Raw genomic sequence first — 19,102 nt, forward strand, 5'->3', positions numbered from 1 at the left:
CCGTAGACCTGACTAGTCAGGTCTACGGGCCCCTCCAGTGCACGGTTTCCGTATCGTGTGATTGCCAATGCTATGCCCTTTCGGATCACTACTTATAGATTGATACCTACGAACCACAGCGAAGAACATACCTAGCCCCTTGGGGCATGTCTCCGAGCAAGTTGATCTGAGGCAACTTTAATGGCTACACATACACGGTGGAGCAGGTTCTACAACCATAGAACAAGGTCTATAGGCAGACGGGGGTTCTATACAGATTTGCTATCTTTTTTATCTATACAAAAATTATTAAAAGTGGCCTACAAGCCTTTAAACAAGGTTTTATAGGATGTTTATTTAAAATTTATTTATTTTTTGGCACGAGTGCATAGCGCCTGTTCTTGTTGGCCCCGCTAGGTTGAAGTATTCCATCTTTCACCATAGCGTAGACTTCACGCCTTATTTCTTCTACTGATAGTTCATCCAAACGCCTTTGCATTTCTGATATAAGGCTACCAGGGTATGCCTTTAGATCCTCTTCGAGCAGTGCCCTAAGTCTGTGGGGCTCGAGAGTTTTCAAGCTAGGTTTGATGTTTAGCTTGGCAGCAGCGTAGACCTTAGGGTTAATAATGTACTCAGTGCCTTTCTTCACACCGCGCATCAGCACTATGTCCCAATCAACTAGACGGCCAACCCAACTACGGGCGCGGTCTTCCTCGCGTAACTGTAGGGCTAAAGCGAGAGCCGTTGCTGAGATATTACGGTGCTGAGCAATGATACCTAATGATATTATCTCTTTCTGAGTAAAGTTATAAAAAGAAGCTAAATAATCTAAAAGCAGCAGCGTATTTGTATCTAACACCTTAGATTGTACCGTTACACGCAAAGTGTTAAACGAACTTTCTATCTCAGGTAGTGGCTTAGCATCTCTACTCAGCTTTTCATATATAAGATCGTAGCCAGACCCTTCACCTTCCATAAGACCAACAGCCTGAAAAGTGAGCATCAAGTGAGGGTTCCGTCGGACTCGCTCATGGAGAATAGTATCCTTGGTAACTCCCATTGGAAGCCCCCCAGGACTCGCTAACTCCATTCTATCAGGATAGACACTTATAGTAATATCATTTGCTGATGTATATAGTCTATGAGCAAGTGCGTTGGCAAGCAATTCACGTATGACTTCAGCAGGATAGTGACGAACCTGCTTACGATAGAGCCCCATAGGCAACTCGTGATAATAGTGCAGTTCTGTTGCCTTAGCAGTAATATCCTCGAGTAAGCGCAAAGGGTTTAGTTGATAATCTAGCCACGTTTCCTTCCTAACCTTCTGCTCGCGCTCGTCATAGACAATGTATTGCACGGCTAACGGATAACGCAAACGTGCGCGCTGAGCTGGTGTTCCAAGCCAGAGTATACCTAAGTTAGTAGCTATGCCATCAGGCTGAATTAAGTTAAAGTATTCTAACAGCTCATTAGCCGTTTTCGTCTTAACAAATTGACTAACACGATCTGACTGACGTGCCCGGACAATGAAGAAGTTGATTTCTTCAGTTGAAAGTTGCTCTAATGTTATACGCTGAGAAGACTGCAGTTCCCATTGAAATGCTCCTTTCTCTGCTGCCATTCGCATTAGGTCTTCACTCCGAATCGGCTGACACTCCTCCCCTAAGCGCATATATATACGCCCATCTGAGGTAGTGGCAATCGAATTCACTGAAGGATGAACTTTGAAATGGAGATACTGTCCCCCATTAGGGCTCGATTCAATTACTGGATCAGCTAAACCTACATTGATTGATCTACTACTCAATGCCCGCAGCAACAAGTTTGCTTCCTCTTGACTTATCACCTGCCCCGCAGGAGCAGACACTTCACCATCTTCAATACCAATAATCAAGGTGCCTCCTTGCGCGTTTGCTAAGCATACACAGGTCTTAGAAAGGTCAGATATGTCAGCCTTGGGACCTATTGCCTTCCGCAAGCTCTTGTATTCTACAACGTGGCTTTCTGTCATGATTGACTAATGTAGCAAAAAGGGCATGAGATAAATTCCAAAATCATATAATAGAATAGATGGCTCAAATACATCAATTCTATTGGCAGAAGTATTGGCAACAAACAAAAAAAGCCCTTCCCGATACCGGGAAGGGCTTTTCAGTGGAGCTGCAGGGAGTCGAACCCTGGTCCAGACAAGGAAACCGTCGAGCTTTCTACGTGTGTATCTACGCTTAGATTTTCGTGAGACTCCGGGCGCGCATCAGGCCCGTAGAGTCTCCTTAGATGCGATTGTTTTTCGCTAGAAAGTCACACCTCCTTCCTAACTATCTTCTACTTACGACGCCCCGAACTCACCCGTGTAAAAGAAAACGGATGCGGGACGATGGCATTACCTAATACCTAGACTAGGCAGCCATGGCGTAGCTATACTCGCCAGTTATTGTTCGGACGAATTGTTAACAAGTGGTTCGCCCAACACTCGACACGCTTACTCGCGACCTGCACATGCTGTCAATTCCGGTCAGCCCCAAATGGTAAAGAACGTTTCCCGCCACACTGTGCGGGGTGCGAATGTACGCATTCAAGGGTAATAACGTTCGGTTATCTGCGTTTTGTTCCCTTCCAAAGACCGTCTTTTCGGGGTATCTTTGCCGACAGGAGTATGGAAAATTTCGTCGTTTCGGCCCGTAAATACCGCCCTGCCACGTTTCTGAGCGTGGTGGGCCAGCAGCACGTGACTACCACGCTGCAGAATGCCATTACCAGCAAGCACCTGGCCCAGGCCTTCCTGTTTTGCGGCCCGCGGGGCGTAGGCAAAACTACCTGCGCCCGGATTCTGGCCAAAACCATCAACTGCGAGTTTGTGGAGGAGCACGTGCGCCAGGGCCGCCCCGTCTCGGAGTTGCTGCGCACTCAGCCCGACATCGTGCCCGCCGCTTTGCGGAAGGCTGCCGACCCCGACAATACGCCGTTCGAGCTCGAAGCCTGCGGGCAGTGTGCCTCCTGCCGGGCCTTCCAGGAAAACGCCTCCTTTAACGTGCACGAGCTGGATGCAGCTTCCAACAACTCGGTGGAAGACATTCGCAGCCTGGTGGAGCAGGTGCGCTACGCCCCGCAGCAGGGCCGCTTCAAGGTGTACATCATCGACGAGGTGCACATGCTCTCGAATGCGGCTTTCAACGCCTTTCTCAAGACGCTGGAGGAACCGCCGAGCTACGCCATCTTCATTCTGGCTACTACCGAGCGGCACAAGATTATTCCCACGATCCTGTCGCGCTGCCAGATTTTCGACTTCAACCGGATTCGGGTCGATGATATCCGCGGGCATTTGCGCCACGTGGCCACCCAGGAGAAAATCCAGGCTGAGGACGACGCCCTGCACCTGCTGGCCCAGAAAGCCGACGGCGGCCTGCGCGACGCCCTGAGCATGTTCGACCAGATGGTGACCTTTTCGGGCCACAATCTGACGTACAAGGATGTGGTGCAGAACCTGCACATCCTGGACTATGAGTACTACTTCCGCCTGATTGATGCCCTGCTGCGGGAGGATCTGTCCCAGACCCTGCTGCTACTGGACGAGGTGATGCAGAACGGCTTTGACCTGCACAACTTCGTGGTGGGCGCCGCCGAGCATCTGCGAGGTTTGCTGGTGTGCAAAGACCCCATAACGGTGCAGCTATTGGAGGTATCGGAAGGCATCCGGGCGCGCTACGTGGAGCAGGCCAAAGCCGCTCCCCTGGCCTTTTTGCTCTCGGCCCTGAACCTGGTCAGCCAATGTGACCGGGAATTCAAGCAGGCCAAAAACCAGCGCCTGCACGTGGAGCTGATGCTGATGAAGCTGGCTTACCTAAACGGGGCGGTGCAATTTGCCCGCGACCTGGGTTCTTCGTCCAACGGCGAGGCTAAAAAAAAAACTAGTGTAGCTCCCGGCACGGCGGGCTCGAATGGCTCGGCAGCTTCGGCTCCGGCCGCAAATGGCGCGGTACCTGCGGCTCCGCCCGCCCACGGCGCGCCCCAGCCCGTGGCCGCGGCCATTACCCAAACCACTCCCCCGCCGCCGGTTTCGGCCACGGTAGCGCCACCCGCACCCATCATGTCGGCCCCGGCCGACCCGGAGCCCATTGTGCCGGTGGAAAGCGGCATCGAAGAGTTGCACGAAACACCCAGCATCGAGGACGAAGCCGCCGATGCGGTAGAGCCCACGCGCCAGTTCCGTGACACGAGCCCGCACGTAGAAATCGGGGCGCCCAGCTTCGAGGGCCACGAGCCGGAAAGTCCGCGCCGCATCGCGCCCATGCTCAAGCCCCTGAACCCGGCCGCCAAGCTCATTCCGAGCATGAAGGACCTTAAGGCCCAGGTGGCCCAGCAGGTTTCGGCCAGCCAAGCCGGGCCGGTAGTGGAAGTGGAGGAGCACACCGGGCCGGTAACGGGCCTGCCGGCAATTGATGAGGAAAAGCTGCTGCGCGTCTGGAACGAAATAAAGGAGGAGAAGCGGCAGGATAAGATGAGCGAGTACATTCTGCTCAACCGCCCGATTCTGGCCGACGAGCAGCACGTGATTCACCTCACGGTGGATAATCCTATCCAGATTGACCAGTTCAACGATTTCCGGGCCGAGCTGCTGACCGAGCTGCGCCGTCGCACCGGCTACCCGCGCCTGAACGTGCAGGTGGTGCTGGCCGAAAAAGCCCCCACCGGCCGCATGCTCTACACCTCGGCCGACAAGTTCGAGTACCTCTCCGAGAAGTTCCCCGCCTTGCTCGCCATGAAGCAGCGCCTGGGCTTGGATACCGACTAATACAGTAAGGGCCGCCCGCAGTAGCGCGAACTGTGTAGTTCGCGTGCCCCACGCCGTTTCAACGGTTGTCGTTCGGGCACGCGAACTACACAGTTCGCGCTACTAGTCTCTTACCCCTTCCCGATCCAGCCCGTCGGCTTCGGCACCGCCGCGTCGGCCGGGCTCCGCACATGTCTAGTCCCTGACTTGCTATCCGCTACCCCAAACCAAGTGTCCTTTCATACTAATTATTCCGGACTTTACGCTCAACTTAAAATCAGCTCATAATCAATCCAATAGCGCATTGTGTTTTTAATTGCAATACTAGCCGCCTATCTTTGAAATCTTGTTCTTACGCTCCGCTTTCTGCCCTGGGAATTTCGTGAAAAAACCCTTTCTGCTTCTATTTCCGGCCATTGCGGCGCTTGGCCTCACTACCCAGTGCCAGACGAGCAAGCCAGCCGCTTCCACTGCGGCGGTTACCAGCGCGGCCCCGGCCACCACAGCTCAGCAGAAAGAATACAAGTACGAAACCGTAGAGGGCGACCCGCTCAAGGCCCGCATCTACACCCTGGACAACGGCCTGACCGTTTACCTATCGGACTACGACGACGCCCCGCGCATCCAGACCTACCTGGCTGTGCGCGCCGGCTCCAAGAACGACCCCAGCACCGCCACCGGCCTGGCCCACTACCTGGAGCACATGGTGTTCAAGGGCACCTCGAAGCTGGGTACTCAGAACTGGGCCGCCGAAAAAGTGGAGCTGGACAAGATTGAGGCGCTCTACGAAGTATACCGCTCCAAAACCGATGCGGCCGAGCGCAAAAAGCTCTACCACCAGATTGACTCGATTTCGAGCGTGGCGGCCAAGTACGCCGTAGCCAACGAGTACGATAAGGTGATGGGCGCCATCGGCTCGAAAGGCTCCAACGCCTATACGTCGGTCGAGCAGACGGTGTACCAGGAGGATATTCCCTCGAACCAGCTAGAGAAGTGGGCCGCCATTCAGAGTGAGCGGCTGGGCGAGTTGGTGCCCCGCCTGTTCCACACCGAGCTGGAAGCCGTGTACGAGGAGAAAAACCGGGGCCTCGACAACGACTTCAGCAAGGAATACGAGGCGCTGAATGCCAGCCTGTACCGCCAGCACCAGTACGGCACCCAGACTACCATCGGGACCATTCAGCACCTGCAAAACCCCTCAATTACCGAAATCAAGCGGTATTTCGACCAGTACTACGTGCCCAACAACGTGGCCCTGTGCCTCTCCGGCGACCTGGACTACGACCAGACCATCCGCATCATCGACCAATACTTCGGCAAGCTGCAAAGCAAGCCGGTGCAGGCCTTTGTTGCCGCCCAGGAAGAGCCTATTGCAGCTTCCATAGTAAAAGAAGTGGTGGGCCCCGATGCCGAAAACGTGATGCTCGGCTTCCGCTTCCCCGGCGCGGCCACTCCCGATGCGCTGGTGCTGCGCATGATCGACAAAATCCTGACCAACGGGCAGGCTGGTTTGATTGATTTGAACCTGAACCAGCAGCAGCGAGTGCTGCAGGCCGCCTCGTTCACGGATATCAACAACGACTACTCTTCCCACATTCTCTACGCCACCCCGCGCCAGGGCCAGACGCTGCCCCAGGTGCGCGACCTGCTGCTGGGCCAGCTCGACAAGGTGAAGAAGGGCGACTTCCCCGACTGGCTGATTCCGGCCATCATCAACAACGAGAAGCTGCAGCGCACCAAAAGCTACGAAAGCAACGAGGCCCGCGCTGGTGCCTTTGTGGCCGCCTTTGTGTCGCGCCAGAGCTGGAAGGACGTGCTGCAGCAGTACGAGAGCTTCGGCAAAATCACGAAAGCCGAGGTGCTGCGCGTGGCCAACCAGTATTACGGCCAGAACTACGCGCTGATTTACAAGAAGACCGGCAAGGACGCCAGCACGCCCAAAGTGGTGAAGCCCGCCATAACGCCGGTGCCCGTGAACCGGGAAGTGGCCTCCAGCTTCTATAAGGAAGTGGTGAGCAAGCCCACGCCCGAGCTGCAGCCGGTGTTCGTCGACTACAAAAAGGATATTCAGGAGCTTAAGCTCGCCTCGGGCGTGCCGGTGTACTACACCCAGAACACCGAAAACGAGCTGTTCAACCTGTACTACATCCTGGACCTGGGCACCAACAACGACCCCAAGCTGGGCCTAGCCGCCGACTACCTCCAGTACCTGGGCACCGACAAGCTCAGCGCGGCTCAGCTCCAGCAGGAGTTCTACAAGCTGGGCTGCTCCTTCGGCGTATCCAGCGGGCAGGACCGCGTCTACGTCAGCCTCAGCGGCCTCGACAGCAACTTCGAGCCGGCCCTGCAGCTGTTTGAAAGCCTGCTGGCCAACCCCAAGCCCGACCCAAAAGCTCTCAAGGATATGGTGGATGGCGTGCTCAAGGCCCGCAAGGATGCCAAGCTGAATAAGCAGGTTATCCTGACCCAGGCTATGCTGAACTTTGCCAAGTACGGCTCGAAAAACCCCTTCACCAGCCAGCTGAGCGAGAAAGAGCTTAAAGCCCTAAAGCCCGCTGACCTTACCGCCCTGACCAGGAAGCTGACCAGCTACCAGCACCGCGTGCTGTATTATGGCCCACGGGAAGCTGCTGGTTTGACGGCAGCGCTGACCACCAACCACCGCACGCCCGCCAAGCTCACGCCCGTACCGGCCAACAAGGACTTTGCCGAGCAACCGCTCAAAGACCGCAAGGTGTACTGGGTCGACTACAACATGGTGCAGGCTGAAATCCTGTTTCTGACCAAGGGCGACGTTTACGACAAGTCTATTGTGCCCACCGTGAGCCTCTACAACGAGTATTTCGGCGGTGGCATGGGCAGCATCGTATTTCAGGAGCTGCGCGAATCCAAAGCCCTGGCCTACTCCGCCTCCTCCCGCTACGCCAACGCCGACAAGCTGGGCCGCTCCAACTACAACCTGAGCTACATCGGCACCCAGAGCGACAAACTCGGTGAGGCCATGGCCGGCATGGAAACCCTACTCAACGACCTGCCCGTGGCCGAAGCCAACCTGCAAATCGCCAAGCAAAGCATCCGCAACAGCATTGCTACCGAGCGCATCACCAAGTCCGACATCCTCTTCAGCTATGAGCGCGCCAAGCGCCTGGGCCTGGACTACGACCTGCGCCGCGACGTGTACGAGCAAACCCAGAACATGAGCTTCGACGACCTGAAGAAGTTTCAGCAAGCCAAGGTCAAGGGCCAAAGCCAGACCATCCTGGTAATCGGCTCTAAGGACCGCCTCAACTTCAAGGAGCTGGCCAAGTACGGCCAGGTCCAGCAACTCACGCTGAAAGAGATTTTCGGCTATTAAAGCATTCGTTATGCCTTTTCGTTTGTCATGCTGAGCTTGCCGAAGCATCTCTACCGCCACAGTAAAATCTGTTTACTACTACGGTAGAGATGCTTCGGCAAGCTCAGCATGACGGGCAAAGAAGCTAAAGCAGGCGGATTTATTACCACTAACACAACTTAAACACCCCAAATAACTGTCAATTCGCAACTGACAACTTTTAACAATGGCAGAGAACAAAATCACCATCAAAGGCGGCAAGCTGAGCGTACCCGACCAACCCGTAATTCCTTTCATTGAGGGCGATGGTACCGGTCCGGACATCTGGGCCGCTTCCGTGCGCGTATTCGACGCGGCGGTAGAAAAGGCCTACGGCGGCTCGCGCAAGCTGATGTGGAAAGAGGTGCTGGCGGGTGAGAAGTCGTTCAAGCAAACCGGCAACTGGCTGCCCAACGAAACCCTCGACGCTTTCCGCGAATACCTGGTGGGCATCAAAGGCCCCCTGACCACGCCCGTGGGCGGCGGTATCCGGAGCCTGAACGTGGCCCTGCGCCAGGAGCTGGACCTCTACGCCTGCCTGCGCCCCGTGCGCTGGTTTGAAGGCGTGCCTTCCCCCGTGAAGCGCCCCGAGCTGACCGACATGGTTATCTTCCGCGAAAACACCGAAGACATCTACGCCGGCATCGAGTACATGAACGGCACGCCCCAGGCGCAGAAAATGCTGGAATTCCTGCAGGACGAGATGGGCGTGAAGAAAATTCGCTTCCCCGAGTCGTCCTCGTTCGGCATCAAGCCCGTGTCGAAGGAAGGCACCGAGCGTCTCGTGCGCGCCGCCATCGAGTACGCTCTGCTGCACAAGAAGCCTTCGGTGACCATCGTGCACAAAGGCAACATCATGAAGTTCACCGAGGGTGCCTTCAAAACCTGGGGCTACGAGCTGGCCGAGCGTGAGTTTGGTGACCGGGTATTCACCTGGGCCCAGTACGACAAAATCGTGGCCAAGCAGGGCCAGGACGTAGCCGACGCCCAGCAGAAAGCAGCCCTGGAAAGCGGCAAGCTGCTCATCAAGGACAGCATCGCCGATGCCTTCCTGCAGCAGATCCTGCTCCGTCCCTCCGAGTACTCGGTAATTGCGACCCTGAACCTGAACGGCGACTATATCTCCGACGCCCTGGCGGCCATCGTGGGTGGTATCGGCATTGCGCCCGGTGCCAATATCAACTACATGACCGGCCACGCCATCTTCGAAGCTACCCACGGCACCGCGCCCAAGTACGCTGGCCTCGATAAGGTGAACCCCGGCTCGGTGATTCTCTCCGGCGCCATGATGCTTGAGCACCTGGGCTGGCAGGAAGCCGCCGACCTGATCTACAAAGGCCTCGAAGCTTCCATCGCCGCCAAGCGCGTAACCTACGACTTCGAACGCCTCATGGAAGGCGCGACCCTGCTGAAATGCTCGGAGTTCGGCGACGAGATTATCGCCCGGATGTAGTAGCTTGGCACTAGCCTAATAAGTAATAACCCCGCGTTGGCTTCGGTCGGCGCGGGGTTATTACTTATTTACTAATTGACAACTTAATTTTTAAGCTTGCATTTTTGTTTTTAATACATGTATTTGCTTTGCATAGATGTTACAACGTTAAATTCAACCTGCTTTTTACATTAAATGAAATACTCTGACGTAGAAATTTCTTCTGTTAGTGACCTAATCACTCAGCTTAAGGATCATATTTCCGATTTTGAGGGGCCAATTTGGTTTAGAGGTCAATCTATATCTGAATGGTCTCTCCAGCCAAGGCTTATGCGAATCAGTTCTAGACCCCCTGAAACACACTATTTCAATCGGTTCAAACAGGATGCTTCACTAATCCTCCAAAGTAGGCCTGGCAGTGAATTTGAATGGTTATTCTTGATGCAACACTATGGCGTACCTACAAGATTGCTTGATTGGTCAGAAAGCGCTTTGGTTGCTCTTTATTTTGCTATAAATAAAGAGCCTGAGCATGAAGGGGCGCTATGGGTACTACAACCAACTGTTTTGAATCAAAAAAATAGGTATAAGCCTGAATTCGAGTTCGAGATACCTTCTTTTGAGGACGAGATACTAATCAATTATCTTCCTTCAACAATAGCGAGAGAAAGCAAATCAAGTTTATTGCCAATGGCCGCTATTGCACCAAGAAATAGCGCCAGAATGCAAGCCCAGCAAGGTGTATTCACAATATCCCACAGAGAGAATATTTTAATTGAAAATGCTGGGGATACTGTTGATCATATTTGGAAGTATAGAATACCTAGCACTCGTAAAGGCGACTTGTTAAAAGAGTTAAAACTCCTAGGAACAAACAAATTTCAACTTTTTCCAGAACTTGACAGTCTTTCAGAAATATTTTCATAGCCATGGCGACAATCAAGACATACCAGCTTCCCAATAGTTCTGTTCTACGGATTTATTCTGATAAGAACATAATAAAAGAGGACCCCGAGTATCAAAGAAAAGGAGATATATGGACTTTAGAAAAGAAGCAACTGCTTATAGACTCAATCCTAAATGAATACGATATACCTAAACTATATTTTCATTTCTTAAATAAAATCCAGCGCGAAGAAACCAATAACAAATATGAATACGCAATTATAGATGGGCGACAGAGACTTCAAGCAATTTACGAGTTTATAGACGGCAAGTTTGCTTTAGCTGATGACTTTGAATACTTAGCTGATGAAAAAATAAAAGCCTCAAACTTAAATTACACTGATTTAGCTGTCCTATACCCAAGATTGAAGATTCGATTTGATTCATTTACGTTACCTATAATAGCAGTTGAAACGGAGGATATTGACTTGATTGAAGACATGTTTTCAAGGCTAAATGAAGCAGTACCATTGAATGCATCGGAAAAAAGAAATGCACTTGGCGGGACAATGTCTAAGCTGATAAGGGATTTAGCAAAGAACGATTTCTTCACAAAAAAAGTAAAGTTTAAAAACAACAGACTACAACACAATGAAGTAGCAACAAAATTGCTTTTCATTGAAAACAGCTTACAATTACAGTCAAAGATTATAGATACCAAGAAGCCATACCTCGATAAAATGGTAATAGATTACAGAGACAACACAAATCATGACCCTTATCCTATATATACAAGTTGTGAATCTGTAATAAACAACATGAACAGTTGTTTCACAGATTCTGACATTCTACTTAGAACACAATCACCAATTACTATTTACTATTTATTATTCAGAGACGCTTTTAATAACAGCAAAACAAACCTACTTACTCGAAATAAAATCAAAAGCTTTTACGATGAATTAGAGAGAAACAGAAAGAGAGCTGAACTAGATATAACAACGGCTAATTATGAATATCTTGAATTTGACCGAATGTCACAACAAGGCACTAATGACGCATCGTCTATTAGAGAAAGAACAAGAATAATGTCTGAATATATTGGTCTATAAAATTTTGTTTCCACATTACTAAGTTTGTAAAACCATTCAGCACAACTTATGAAGTATTCTTAAAAACAAAAAAGGGCACCCCTCTCGGGGTGCCCTTTTTTGTTCTCACGTCCTCCCCTCCTACAGCTTCTCCTCCCGCTCGGTCCGCACGCGCTTCAGCAGCTGTCGAACCGTGTAGTTCGTCCGCGCCTTGACTTTATCGGTGCGGGCGTAGAGGCTTTTGCCGTCGGCCATTACCTCCTGCATCAGCGCGTAGAGGTGATTCAGGGTGTTGATGTTGTCGGCGGTGGCGCTTTGCTGGCTGGTTTGGTGCAGGTCCTGGAGCGTCGTGTCCTGGGTCAGGTCGGTGTAGAGCGTGCGCAGGGCCTGGGTGTCGGCAATGGGGTGGCCCTTGGCTTGCAGGGCCGCCTGGTTGGCGTCCAGGTTCTGGAGTAGGGTGTTGAGTTTGGCTTCCAGGCGCTCCATGTCGCCGGACGTGCGGGCCTGTCGCACCTCCTTGATGCCAAACGAGGCGGCCGGCACCGTGAGCGGCGCGGCCCGGCGCACCCGTGCTTCGAGGTGGTCGAGCAGGCCCGGCAGCTGCGCCTAGGTACTCTTGATGCGCTTCGTAATCAGCTCCCCCTGGGCGCGGGTAGTAGCCGAGCTGACGAGCTTCTCGGCCGCGGCCAGGCGGGCAGCGTAGTCGGGCAGGAAATTCGCGCCATACTCCTCGGGCAGCAGGGCCTTGAAGTCGGCCAGGTCGCGCGCCACGTGGCCTTGCAGCAGGCGGGCCAGGGGCAGCAGTTCTTCCTGGCGAAAACTAAAATCAACGGTAGGTTTACGCATACAACAATAAAGAAATTAAGGGTTTAACATAGCCGTAAGCTACTAGCATTTCTTGCCCGGCCGCTACCTACGGCTCAGTTTATTTTAGCCTGTCCCACGCCGTTTCGAGGCCGCCCGAAAGGACTTCAGGGCTGTCCGAAACTGCTTCGGGATTGTCCGAAATAGCTTCGGGATAGTCGCAAGCCCTGTCACTACCGTCCGAAACCCTTTCAAGAGCGCCCGAAACCAATTTGGGGCGTCCGAAATGCTTTCAGGGCCGTCCGAAACCGGTTCGGGAGCGTCCGAAATGGTTTCGGGACCGACTGATACACTGTTCCTTCGCTGGCATTTCCAGTCACCGACTCGCGCCAGGCTTCAACCAGGCTCTTCGCCCCCGGTGTTCTTCCGTAACGCTACCGCAATAGAACAAACGGAAGCCAGCCTGAAACTATTCTAATGAATTTGCCATAAAATTATCAAAGTCATACTTATATAGTAGGTTTATTGAAATCAACTCCTCTTATTTACCAAACCACTCATCAATCTCCCATTCCTTACCCGTATGAAATTGACCCGTCTCCCCATTCTGGCGCTCTGCGCGACCGTAGGAATGACTGCCTTTTCCAGCTGCTCCAAAGAACAGGATACCGCCGTGCCCACCGGCTCGGCTGCCAATCAGGATGCCAAAGTAGAAGAAGCCTACCCCAACCAGCTGGGCACGCTCCAGAAGGGCAAATTCGGCAGTGAGTCCATCGTTTATCAGCAAATCAACGGCGAGAACATTCTCGAAGGTGACATCATCCTCACCGCCGACCAGGTGAACCCCATCGGCCCGCAGACGGAAAGCGCCGGCCGCAACACCGGCAAGTGGCCCAGCGCCGTGGTGTACTACACCATCGACGCGGCCCTGCCCAGCCAGACCCGCGTTACGTCGGCCATTACCCACTGGCAGACCTACACCCCCATCCGCTTTGTGAAGCGCACCACCCAGGCCAACTACGTGACCTTCCGCGTGGGCTCGGGCTGCTCCTCCAACATCGGCATGATCGGGGGTCGGCAGTACATCAACCTGGCCGCGGGCTGCAGCACGGGTAACACGATTCACGAAATCGGCCACGCCCTGGGCCTGTTCCACGAGCAGACCCGCAACGACCGGGACACGTTCGTGAACATCCTGACCCAGAACATTCAGGCTGGCTACGAGAACAACTTCACCAAATACGGCACCTCGGGCTACAGCGGCACCGACTTCGGCGCCCTCGACTTCGGCTCCATCATGATGTACGGCTCGTTCTCCTTCTCGTCGAACGGCCAGCCGACCATCACCAAGAAAGATGGTTCCACCTTCGACATCCAGCGCAACGGCCTCTCCGCCGGCGACCGGGCTGGTATCGACACGATGTACTAAGCCAAGCATCTTCTCAAACAAAAACAGGGCACCCGGAATCGGGTGCCCTGTTTTTGTTTAGTGCTGCTCGGTCCTGCGCCGCCAGCTTATTCCTGCTTGCCCTGCAGGCGCTGCAGCTCTTTGTAGGTGTTCTGGGAGTGCTGATACTGACGCTCTACGGCTTGGCGCAGCGTACCCGTCAGCGTATTGTCGCTTAGGGCATCTTCGTAGGCTTTCAGGGCCCACTCCTCGCCGTACACGTTGGAACCCAGAATGGCTTTTTCGTCGGCGCCGGTAAGGGCGGCTTTGGCGTCCATCCAGGCACGGTAGAACTTGCCTTTGATGGTGGTGCTTTCCTGACGGCCGCCACCCTGCTGGCGCAGGTAGCCATTCAGCTCGTTGGCAAACTGCTGGCTCTGGCTCACCAACTGCTTGTAGTAGCCGCTCAGCTGCGGATCCTGGCTTTCGTCTACGGCCTTCTGGTAGCCCTCAATCCGGTCGTTTACGAAGTAGAGCAGCTCGTTGAGCGTGTCGGCCTGGGCGGTGTTGGTGCTTGTCTTGCCCGCTTTGCCCGATTTGCTGCCGCGCAGCAATGCGCTGACGCCCACTGCCAGCAAGGCGCCGCCCACCACTTTTTGGGTCGTGGTCATGCGGCCGAGCAAGTCGCCCACGCTGCCTTTGTTGAGCCACTTGCCGGCCTGTCTCAGCAGGGAGCCGTCGGCGTTGGAAGAGCCCAGGGAAGCGGAAGTATAGGAAGAGGAGCCGCCACTGCGGGTTGGTTGTTGGGAGGTGCTCATGGGTACGGAATAGTTTAGTGAATGCCCCAAAGCTTACGGCGCGCTTTATCAATGAGTTAGGTTGAGCTTCCCAATTAGCCGCCGGCAGTCCGGGCCCGGCCCCCGCGCACCGGGCCTGGCAGGCCCACAATTATGCCCCCTGCACACGCACACCGCCGTCGGCGCCGTACCTTGCGGGTCCATTTTATTGCTTCGGTATGCTTTCATCTTTGTTGCGAACGTCATTGGGCCGCCTGCGCGCCGTTGGTTTTCTGGAAGGAGTATCTTTTCTGGTGCTGTTGGGTATTGCCATGCCGCTGAAGTATTTGGCCGGGCAGCCCGAGGCGGTGCGCATGGTGGGCATGGCGCACGGGGTGCTGTTTGTGCTGTACGTACTGCTGGTGCTGCAGGTCAGCATTGCCCAGAGCTGGTCGTGGCGCAAGGCCCTGCTGGCCCTGGCAGTATCAGTGGTACCGTTCGGCACGTTCTGGGCCGATAAAAAGCTGTTTCAGGAGTAGGAGCGGCGGAAGCACTTGGGCTTCGTTTGTCCTGGTTTCCTTATTCTTGCGGCTATGATGACTGCCCCGCCCGTTTCCTTGTCGTTGCCGCTGGCCTCCGTGCGCGTGGGCCAGCCCGAAACCCTCAGCAGCACCGCGGCCGGGCCCACGTCCCGAGCCTGGACTTCCGCCATTCGCAAAGCCGAAATTACCGGCCCCGTGTGGCTGGATGGCCTGAACCTGACCGGCGACGCCCAGGCCGACCTGAAAAACCACGGCGGCCCCGACCAGGCCTTGTGCGTGTACCCGGGAGTTCACTACCCCGCCTGGACCGAGCAGCTGGGCCAACCCATGCTACCCGGCAGCTTCGGCGAAAACCTAACCCTGGCCGGCCCCTGTACCGAGCAGGACGTGTGCCTGGGCGACATTTTTCAGCTGGGGGAAGCCGTAGTACAGATTTCCCAGCCCCGCTCGCCCTGCTACAAGCTGGGCCTGCGCTGGCACACGCCCCTGCTGCCCAAGTGGCTCCAGGATTCGGGCCGCACCGGCTGGTACATGCGCGTGCTGCAGCCCGGCACGGTAGCACCTACCGACACGCTGGAACTGCTGGAGCGCCCCTACCCGCAGTGGCCTCTTCCGCGCGTAAACAGCGCGAAGTACGAGCTGCGCGAAGACTTGAGCCTGGCCCGGCAACTGGCCGACTGCCCGGCGCTGGGCGAGCAATGGCGCCGCAAGATGCTAGGCCGCCTGTCGGGCGTGCTGCCCCTATACGACGACGCCAACCGGCTGCAAGGCCCCGCTCAGAGCTAAAAGGGATTAGCACGCATCAAAAGCGGCATTCCCTTCCTCAGGAATTCCCCAACTACCCTTGTATATTTGGTTAGCGTTGTCGTCGTGAAATTACCGATACCGCAGCCAGAGCTTTGATTCGCCCCTTTCCCGTTTTTCTGCCCCTACTGCTGCTGCCCTTGCTGGCATTGCTAGCCGCCTGCGCACCGCAAAAACAGGTACAGGCTTACCGCATCGGGTTTTCGCAGTGCAGCACCACCGGGCCCTGGCGGCAGGCTATGCTCGACGGCATGAAGCGGGAATTGAGCTTCCACCCCGACGTAGAGCTGCGCGTGGTTAATGCCCACGACAACAGCCAGCAGCAGCAGCAGCAGATTCGGGAGCTGGTCCGCGGCGGCATCGATTTGCTCATCGTGTCGCCCTACGAGGCGGGGCCCGTGACGCCGGCCGTGGAGGAAGCTCACCGCCGTGGGGTGCCCGTGGTGCTGCTCGACCGGCGCACGGCCTCGCAGCAGTACACGGCCTACGTGGGCGGCGACAACCTGGAAGTAGGCCAAACTGCGGCCCGCTACGCCGCCCGCCTGCTCAACCACAAGGGCAGCATCATCGAAGTGCTGGGCACTCCCGGCTCCTCAGCCACCACCGACCGGCACCAGGGCTTTGCCCAGGCGCTGGGCTCCCACCCCGGCCTGCGGGTGGTCAGCCAGGTTACCGGCGACTGGACAGAAAAGACGCTACCCGCGCTGGCTACGGCTCTGAAAGCCCATCCGGACGTGAGCCTCATTTTTGCCCACAACGATGGTATGGGCCGTGGGGCCTACGAAGTGTGCCGGCAACTGGGCCTGGCCAAGAAAATCAACATCATTGGGGTAGATGGCCTGGCGGGCCGCAATGAGGGCCTCGACCTGGTGCAGCGCGGGGTGCTGACGGCCTCAGTGCTCTACTCGCCGGGCGGGGAAGACGCCATCCGGACGGCCCTGGCCATTCTGAACAAGCAGCCTTACAAGCGCGAAAATACCCTGGGCACCATCGTCATCGACTCGACCAACGTGCGGACGATGCAGCAGCAGACCGATAAGATGGTGACCCAGCAAGAGGACATTGAGCGGCAGCAGAGCCTCTTGCAGCGCCTGCAGGCCACTTATGCCAGTCAGCAGACCATTCTCTACGGCTTGCTGGCCACTTTGCTGGGCGCCACGGTGCTGGGCATGATAGCCTGGAATTCGGCCCGCAAAAACCGGCTTATCAACGAGCAGCTGGCCTTGCAGAACGCAGAAAATGACAAGATAAACCGCCAGCTGGTCAGCCAGAACGAGGAAATCAGTCAGCAGCGCAACCAGCTTGAGGCCCTGGCCGAGCAGGCCCGCACCGATACCGAGGCCAAGCTGCGCTTCTTCACCAACTTCAGCCACGAGCTGCGCACCCCGCTCACCCTGATTCTGGGTCCGGTGGAAGAGCTGCTCACCAGCAGCCCCGACCTGAGTTCGGCCCAGCGCCAGGATTTAGCCCTGGTGCGCCGCAACACCCAGCGCCTGCTCCAGCTGGTGAATCAGCTGCTGGACTTCCGCAAAATCGAGGTGGGCAAGATGTCGGTGCGGGCTACGGAGGGCAACCTGGTGGCTTTCGTGCGCGAAATCGTGGATGCCTTCGAGAAGCCGGCCCGTCTGCGGGGCGTGCAGCTGCGGTTTCTGGCCGCCGAGCCGGAATTGAAAGCTTGGTTCGATGGCAACATTCTGGACAAGGTCTTTCTCAACCTGCTCAGCAACGCCCTGAAATTCACCCCCGACCAGGGCCAGATTACCGTGAGCCTGCAGCCCGGTGAGGAGGGCAAAACCGTGCGCATCAGCGTGGCCGACACCGGCCGCGGCATCTCAGACCAGGACCGGGCCCACATCTTCGAGTGGTTTTACCAGGGCGACCAGGGTGCGGTAGCCAAGGGCTCGGGCATGGGGCTGGCCCTAGCCCAGGGGCTGGTACGGCTGCATCAGGGCCAGATGACGTTCAGCAGTCAGGCTGGCCAGGGCAGCACGTTTGTGGTGGTACTCCCGCGCGAATTGCCCGCCGAGCTGCGCTCCATCGAGCCGGCTGCCCCCACCCTGCTCACCCTGGACGAGCCCGAAGCCATTCCCACGGACTTTGGCCTCGAGGCTGATTCGGTGACGACGGAAGCGGGCAGCGAGACGCTGGTACTCGTTATTGAGGACAACTCTGAAGTGAATGACTTTCTGGCCCGCAAGCTGCGCACCGACTTCCGGGTGCAGACGGCCACCGACGGCCACACCGGCTTTCGGATGGCTACCGACCTGATTCCGGACCTAATCGTGTGCGACGTGATGATGCCGGGCCTCAGCGGGTTGGAAGTTGTGACCCAGCTGCGCGCCGACTGGCGCACCAGCCACATTCCGGTGGTGCTGCTTACGGCCCGCAACGCGCCCGAGCAACAGGTAGAAGGTGTGCAGGCCGGCGCCGACCTCTACCTGACCAAGCCCTTCAATCCGACTTTTTTGCTGGAGAGTGTGCGGACCCTGCTGACCAACCGGGCACGGCAGCGCGAGCATTTTCGCCGCGAGCTGAGCGTGGACTTGGCTACGGTGGCGCCCAGCAACCCCGACCAGAAATTCCTGCACGACCTCACGGCCATTGTGGAAGCCAACCTGACCAAAACCGATCTGGCGGTAGAGGATATTGCCCGCAGTCTGGGCATTTCGCGCATGCAGCTCTACCGCAAAGTCAAGGCCGTGCTGGGCACCGGCGTCACCGACTTTATCCAGAGCCTGCGACTGACCAAAGCCCGGGAGCTGCTGCTCGACGGTACGCTGACGATTGCGGAAGTTGCCTACGAGCTGGGCTTCTCCTCGCCCTCCTACTTCTCCACCAGCTTCAAGGCCCGCTACCAGATTTCGCCCTCCGAATTCCGAACCCTGCACATCGCGCCCCAGCACTGAGCTATTCTCAAAAGTGCTGCAAGAAAAGTTAAACCGAGCCTGTAACAGGCTCGGTTTTTTCATTTCTAATCATTTGACAAACAAGCCACTACGGGGAATTTCATCCTTGAACGGATTTTGAAACAAATCAGCAAGTCCAAGCCGGAGCAGTAGCTGAATTTTGTGCCAAGCCGGTGGTTCTGCCGTGTGCTCTAACTGCAAACGTTTGCAGCACAAATCTGGCCCCGCAGGTCATCTGCTGACCTGCTCACGCTCTCCCCTACCCATTTACCCAGGATGCTTCCGACCCGCCCGGCTACTCCGCCAAGGCATCGTACGGAACTTCCGCTCTGCTCCCTCTCCCATCATT

At 55.7% G+C, this 19,102-nt stretch carries 13 protein-coding genes and 1 other RNA gene; 9 read left to right on the top strand and 5 right to left on the bottom strand.

Annotated elements, in window-relative coordinates:
• Window positions 1-343: 343 nt before the first annotated feature.
• Together LGH70_RS16605 and ssrA are read right to left on the bottom strand one after the other, a co-directional pair.
• Window positions 344-1,993: an ATP-binding protein gene (locus LGH70_RS16605; RefSeq protein ID WP_226187826.1), complete on the bottom strand. Its 1,650-nt coding sequence runs from the start codon at window positions 1,991-1,993 to the stop codon at window positions 344-346.
• A gap of 141 nt (window positions 1,994-2,134) precedes the next feature.
• Window positions 2,135-2,505, bottom strand: a transfer-messenger RNA (tmRNA) gene (gene ssrA, locus LGH70_RS16610).
• 133 nt (window positions 2,506-2,638) lie between these two features.
• Here ssrA and dnaX point away from each other — a divergent pair.
• The 5 genes from dnaX to LGH70_RS16635 all read left to right on the top strand — a co-directional run bounded on the left by dnaX (window position 2,639) and on the right by LGH70_RS16635 (window position 11,555).
• The gene (dnaX, locus tag LGH70_RS16615) at window positions 2,639-4,774 is read left to right on the top strand and encodes a DNA polymerase III subunit gamma/tau (protein ID WP_226187829.1); all 2,136 of its coding nucleotides are present in this window, start codon (window positions 2,639-2,641) and stop codon (window positions 4,772-4,774) included.
• Window positions 4,775-5,135: 361 nt separating this feature from the next.
• Window positions 5,136-8,108, top strand: coding sequence for a M16 family metallopeptidase (locus LGH70_RS16620; RefSeq protein WP_226187832.1), 2,973 nt, complete (start codon window positions 5,136-5,138; stop codon window positions 8,106-8,108).
• Between the two features lie 205 nt (window positions 8,109-8,313).
• Window positions 8,314-9,579 (top strand): NADP-dependent isocitrate dehydrogenase, encoded by a 1,266-nt coding sequence (gene icd / locus LGH70_RS16625; protein ID WP_226187835.1) that lies wholly within the window; start codon window positions 8,314-8,316, stop codon window positions 9,577-9,579.
• 174 nt (window positions 9,580-9,753) lie between these two features.
• Window positions 9,754-10,485 carry an FRG domain-containing protein gene (locus LGH70_RS16630; RefSeq protein WP_226187838.1) on the top strand — a complete coding sequence of 244 codons (732 nt, stop codon included), beginning with the start codon at window positions 9,754-9,756 and terminating at the stop codon, window positions 10,483-10,485.
• Between the two features lie 2 nt (window positions 10,486-10,487).
• On the top strand, window positions 10,488-11,555 hold the full coding sequence (locus LGH70_RS16635; protein ID WP_226187841.1) for a DUF262 domain-containing protein: 1,068 nt from the start codon (window positions 10,488-10,490) through the stop codon (window positions 11,553-11,555).
• Between the two features lie 120 nt (window positions 11,556-11,675).
• Here LGH70_RS16635 and LGH70_RS16640 read toward each other — a convergent pair whose 3' ends face one another.
• Complete coding sequence (locus tag LGH70_RS16640) at window positions 11,676-12,101, bottom strand: hypothetical protein (protein ID WP_226187844.1); 426 nt, start codon at window positions 12,099-12,101, stop codon at window positions 11,676-11,678.
• Between the two features lie 39 nt (window positions 12,102-12,140).
• Window positions 12,141-12,380 carry a hypothetical protein gene (locus tag LGH70_RS16645; protein ID WP_226187847.1) on the bottom strand — a complete coding sequence of 80 codons (240 nt, stop codon included), beginning with the start codon at window positions 12,378-12,380 and terminating at the stop codon, window positions 12,141-12,143.
• Window positions 12,381-12,921: 541 nt separating this feature from the next.
• Between LGH70_RS16645 and LGH70_RS16650 the strand changes: the two genes are divergently transcribed.
• Window positions 12,922-13,767 (top strand): M12 family metallopeptidase, encoded by an 846-nt coding sequence (locus tag LGH70_RS16650; protein ID WP_226187849.1) that lies wholly within the window; start codon window positions 12,922-12,924, stop codon window positions 13,765-13,767.
• An 86-nt stretch (window positions 13,768-13,853) separates the two neighbouring features.
• Here the strand turns inward: LGH70_RS16650 and LGH70_RS16655 are convergent, their stop codons facing one another.
• A complete protein-coding gene (locus LGH70_RS16655) occupies window positions 13,854-14,543 on the bottom strand; it encodes a ferritin-like domain-containing protein (RefSeq protein ID WP_226187852.1) in 690 nt (229 codons plus the stop codon).
• A gap of 197 nt (window positions 14,544-14,740) precedes the next feature.
• On the opposite strand from LGH70_RS16655, the gene LGH70_RS16660 reads away from it, so the two are divergent.
• The 3 genes from LGH70_RS16660 (at window position 14,741) to LGH70_RS16670 (ending at window position 18,753) form a co-directional block, all read left to right on the top strand.
• A complete protein-coding gene (locus LGH70_RS16660) occupies window positions 14,741-15,040 on the top strand; it encodes a DUF3817 domain-containing protein (protein WP_226187855.1) in 300 nt (99 codons plus the stop codon).
• A gap of 54 nt (window positions 15,041-15,094) precedes the next feature.
• Complete coding sequence (locus tag LGH70_RS16665) at window positions 15,095-15,829, top strand: MOSC domain-containing protein (RefSeq protein ID WP_226187858.1); 735 nt, start codon at window positions 15,095-15,097, stop codon at window positions 15,827-15,829.
• A 113-nt stretch (window positions 15,830-15,942) separates the two neighbouring features.
• Window positions 15,943-18,753 (top strand): substrate-binding domain-containing protein, encoded by a 2,811-nt coding sequence (locus LGH70_RS16670; RefSeq protein ID WP_226187861.1) that lies wholly within the window; start codon window positions 15,943-15,945, stop codon window positions 18,751-18,753.
• Window positions 18,754-19,102 lie beyond the last annotated feature (349 nt).

Origin of the sequence: Hymenobacter nitidus (assembly GCF_020447315.1) — a bacterium.
GTDB classification, from domain to species: domain Bacteria; phylum Bacteroidota; class Bacteroidia; order Cytophagales; family Hymenobacteraceae; genus Hymenobacter; species Hymenobacter nitidus.

Excerpts from the sequence above, each read along its gene's own strand:
- dnaX (WP_226187829.1), top strand. The coding sequence starts at position 2,639 with ATGGAAAATTTCGTCGTTTCGGCCCGTAAATACCGCCCTGCCACGTTT.
- LGH70_RS16645 (WP_226187847.1), bottom strand. The coding sequence starts at position 12,380 with ATGCGTAAACCTACCGTTGATTTTAGTTTTCGCCAGGAAGAACTGCTG.
- LGH70_RS16655 (WP_226187852.1), bottom strand. The coding sequence starts at position 14,543 with ATGAGCACCTCCCAACAACCAACCCGCAGTGGCGGCTCCTCTTCCTAT.
- LGH70_RS16635 (WP_226187841.1), top strand. The coding sequence starts at position 10,488 with ATGGCGACAATCAAGACATACCAGCTTCCCAATAGTTCTGTTCTACGG.
- LGH70_RS16660 (WP_226187855.1), top strand. The coding sequence starts at position 14,741 with ATGCTTTCATCTTTGTTGCGAACGTCATTGGGCCGCCTGCGCGCCGTT.
- icd (WP_226187835.1), top strand. The coding sequence starts at position 8,314 with ATGGCAGAGAACAAAATCACCATCAAAGGCGGCAAGCTGAGCGTACCC.
- LGH70_RS16630 (WP_226187838.1), top strand. The coding sequence starts at position 9,754 with ATGAAATACTCTGACGTAGAAATTTCTTCTGTTAGTGACCTAATCACT.
- LGH70_RS16605 (WP_226187826.1), bottom strand. The coding sequence starts at position 1,993 with ATGACAGAAAGCCACGTTGTAGAATACAAGAGCTTGCGGAAGGCAATA.
- LGH70_RS16665 (WP_226187858.1), top strand. The coding sequence starts at position 15,095 with ATGATGACTGCCCCGCCCGTTTCCTTGTCGTTGCCGCTGGCCTCCGTG.
- LGH70_RS16650 (WP_226187849.1), top strand. The coding sequence starts at position 12,922 with ATGAAATTGACCCGTCTCCCCATTCTGGCGCTCTGCGCGACCGTAGGA.